This window comes from Pedobacter sp. (assembly GCF_035566355.1).
Lineage (GTDB): Bacteria > Bacteroidota > Bacteroidia > Sphingobacteriales > Sphingobacteriaceae > Pedobacter.
Genome location: NZ_DATMRL010000524.1, coordinates 1 through 3,629 on the forward strand (window position 1 = coordinate 1; position 3,629 = coordinate 3,629).

General features: G+C 38.7%; 3 protein-coding genes. 2 read left to right on the forward strand and 1 reads right to left on the reverse strand.

The window, feature by feature from the left end; genetic code table 11:
* Positions 1-4: 4 nt before the first annotated feature.
* Positions 5-976 (reverse strand): exonuclease domain-containing protein, encoded by a 972-nt coding sequence (locus VNZ46_RS20370; RefSeq protein ID WP_325562052.1) that lies wholly within the window; start codon positions 974-976, stop codon positions 5-7.
* A gap of 151 nt (positions 977-1,127) precedes the next feature.
* Between VNZ46_RS20370 and VNZ46_RS20375 the strand changes: the two genes are divergently transcribed.
* Together VNZ46_RS20375 and VNZ46_RS20380 are read left to right on the forward strand one after the other, a co-directional pair.
* Positions 1,128-3,110: a DUF3857 domain-containing protein gene (locus VNZ46_RS20375; protein ID WP_199075333.1), complete on the forward strand. Its 1,983-nt coding sequence runs from the start codon at positions 1,128-1,130 to the stop codon at positions 3,108-3,110.
* Position 3,111: 1 nt separating this feature from the next.
* Positions 3,112-3,629, forward strand: a 518-nt coding sequence (locus VNZ46_RS20380) for a DUF3857 domain-containing protein (protein ID WP_325562055.1), incomplete at its 3' end; no start/stop codon positions are given.

Consider the following 3,629-nt stretch of genomic DNA (forward strand, 5'->3'; position numbering starts at 1 on the left):
CTCCTTATTTTCCGAACTTCATTTTTAATTGTTCCAACATATCGTTGGTCACCTCAGCTGCCGGCTTATCTTTTTTTGTTGTTGGCTGGGGGTTGCTATTGATAAAATTAGGTCTTGGTGCAACCGGTGTTTTTGGAGCAACCGGTGGCTTGGGTGCCTTATTCTGCTCTTTCTTTTTATTCCATCTTGTCCAGATTTCTTCAAGTTTCTTCTTGGTATATAAAGGAAAATCTCCTTGTTTCATCCAGGCGTAATAACTCGGTTCTATATCAAATACCTGTTCTACGGTTTTGCCTTTGTGTTTTCCGAAGTTGAACGTTTCCTGCCCTTCTTCATTGAAAACCATTCTTCCTGCAAAATCTACAGGTTTATTCATATTAGTGAATACATGCAGCGCTTCAACATCATTTTGGACGGGTTTACTGATGTTCCCTTGTTTGTCTTCAAAATCTGCATCTTTGTAACGCTCTATCTGAGCAAGAAGCACATGGTATGTTGCGGTAATATCTGCTTCTGCTGAATGTGCGTTGACAATATCTTTGTCGCAATAGAATTTGTAGGCTGCACGGAGGGTACGCTGCTCCATCTGATGAAAGATGTTCTGAACATCCACAAACTTTCTGTCTGTCATATCAAAATCTATTCCGGCCTTTAGAAACTCCTCCAGCAATACAGGAATATCAAAACGGTTAGAGTTATAACCTGCAAGGTCTGCATCTCCGATAAAATCGGCCAGCTCCTGTGCTACTTCTTTAAAAGTACGTTCCTGGGCAATATGTTCATCGTATATACCATGAATAAGGGAAGATTGAAGTGGAATGGGCATCTCCGGATTGACTCTCAATGTTTTAATCTCTTCGGTACCATCCGGCATTGCTTTCAATATAGCTATTTCCACTATACGGTCTGATCCAACATTTACACCTGTAGTTTCCAGGTCAAAAAAAGCAAGCGGGCGTTTTAAATTTAATTTCATGGGTATTATTACTGCAATTTTAAAGATATGATCATTTGATGATCAGTTTTAGTAGTTCCCAAAAGTCGTAAAAATCATTCAGTAATTTCTACTTTATTTAGCGTGGATCTTCAAGAAAATTATAAATTGCAGCTTTATTCCACGCTCAGCAATGAAAACACCTTTCTTAGTCCTTCTAATCATTACAGTATTTGGTCTTCCTGCCGCTTTTGCTCAGGATTTTGATTTCGGTAAACCCAACGGCGATGACCTCAACCTAAAAAAAACAACTATAGACAGCAATGCCAACGCCATTGTAATTAAAGAATTTGGTACCGCTTCTATTCAAATAGACGACAATGATGGCCACAGTTATGTGGATTATAGATACCACGTCAAAATTAAAATACTAAATAAGCAGGGGTTTAATCAGTCGAATATTGAGATCCCCCTCTGGGTCTATAATAACGATAAAGAAGATGAGATGACCGATCTGACTGCTGCCACCTTTAATTTTATAAATGGTCAATTTGTAAGAACGGATCTGGACAAAAAACAGGTATTTACAGACAATAGAAGCAAGTATCTGAAAATCAAAAAATTTACCCTCCCCAATATTAAGGAAGGCAGTATTATTGAATTTACGTACAGGATCAACAGGAGAAATATTTTCAATTTCGTGACCTGGGAGTATCAATCTGCCATACCAAAACTCTACAGTGAGTTCGTTGGTTTTATTCCGGCTATTTATAATTTCAATGCATCGATCAGGGGCTATCTTAAATTGAGCTCTCAAAAGGGTGATGTTAGTAAGGACTGCCTGAGGATTCAGGGACAAAACATTGATTGCTCCAGGATGACCTATATTATGAAGGATATCCCCCCTTTTATAGAGGAAAGCTATATGACTGCGGCTTCTAATTTCAAATCGGCTATTTATTTTGAACTTTCTGATGTCCAGCACCTAAATGGCTATAAAAACAACATTACAAAGACCTGGAAGGATGTAGATTACGAACTGACCAGCGATAAGTCTTTTGGCGGTCAGATGAAAAGGAAAGATGTTTTTAAAGATCTTCTTCCGGTTATGCTTAAGAATACTAATGATGATCTTGGTAAGGCAAAAGCCATTTATGCTTACTTAAAGAAATCCATAGTATGGAACGGCTATAGAGGTAAGTACAGTGAAAACACCATTAAAAAAGCACTTGACACGCATAGTGGAAATATAGGCGACATTAACCTGGCCTTGGTAGCTGCGCTTTCTGCAGCTAATCTTGACGCGGAAGCAGTAATGCTTTCCACCAGAGAAAATGGGATCGTCAATAACCTATATCCGGTCATCAGCGATTTCGACTACGTAGTCGCGAAGGTGAATATAGATGGTCAAAGTTATCTTCTGGATGCTTCAGATCCATTGCTCCCTTTTGGCCTGCTTCCAATGCATTGCATTAATGACAGGGGCCGGGTGGTTAATCTTAAGAAGGAGTCTTACTGGTATGATTTAAAGGCAAGTCAAAAAGACATCTCCAGGTATACCTTTGACGGTGCACTTGGTGAGGATGGAAAAATTAAAGGTAAGCTCATCACCTATTCCAACGGATACAGTGCATTAAATAAAAGGAATAAAATTCTGAAGGCTTCTTCGATAGATCAGTATGTAGAAAAACTGGATGAACAAATGCCGGAGATCATCATCCTTAAACACCAGATTTCCAATCTGGACAGCCTGGATCTTCCTTTGGTTGAAGATTACGAAATTGAGATGAAGGTTTTTGATCGTATGAATGCACAGCAGTTTTATTTTAATCCTTTCTTTATAGACCATACGACAAAAAACCCGTTCAATTTAAGTGAAAGGAATTATCCGGTGGATTTAGCTGCAGCAAACGAAAAGCGTGTAAATATATTGCTCAGATTGCCAGCAGGCTACACACTTAATGACCAGCCAAAAGATCTAAATATCGCCCTTCCGGATGGAGGCGGAAAATACCTCAGCCAGATTTCCTTTATGAACGACACGATTAACTTTAGCCAGGTCTTCCAGCTCAATAAGGCCATCTATACGCCTGAGGAATATTTATCTTTGAAAGAATTCTTCAGCAGGATCATCCAGCAACAAAAAACAGATCTTATCTTAAAAAAAGCTAAATAATATGTTCCGCAGGCTTCTTTTTCTCTTATTGATTCCCGTTGCCCTTCCCGCAGTTGCACAAAATACCTATAAGACTGAAGATATTCCTTCAGCATTGAAAAACCGGTCAAACGCGGTGATCCGTGACATGGAAACAGTTGTAGATATGAGAGCGACAGACAATGTATCTATCAAGGTAAAACAAGCCATTTCTGTATTGAATAAGAATGGTGATGCACGTGCGGAACTAGTCCTTTTTTACAATAAAAACAACAGCATAAAAAGTATAAAGGGTATAGTTTATAACGCTCAGGGTAAACCGATCAGTAAATTTAACCAAAGCAATTTTACAGATGAAAGTGCAATCAGTGATTTTTCTCTCTTCGAAGACGACCGTGTAAAGCATTTTAAGCCGGCTGTTACCGAGTATCCTTATACGATAGTTTATGAATACGAATTAAAAAACAAACAAAACCTGATTATTCCAGACTGGTATGCTTCGCCTTCTCCAGATGTTTCTGTAGAAAAGAACAGCTATAG

Bases quoted from the DNA above. Each gene is read 5' to 3' on its own strand.
- VNZ46_RS20370 (WP_325562052.1), bottom strand. From the start codon at position 976: ATGAAATTAAATTTAAAACGCCCGCTTGCTTTTTTTGACCTGGAAACT.
- VNZ46_RS20375 (WP_199075333.1), top strand. From the start codon at position 1,128: ATGAAAACACCTTTCTTAGTCCTTCTAATCATTACAGTATTTGGTCTT.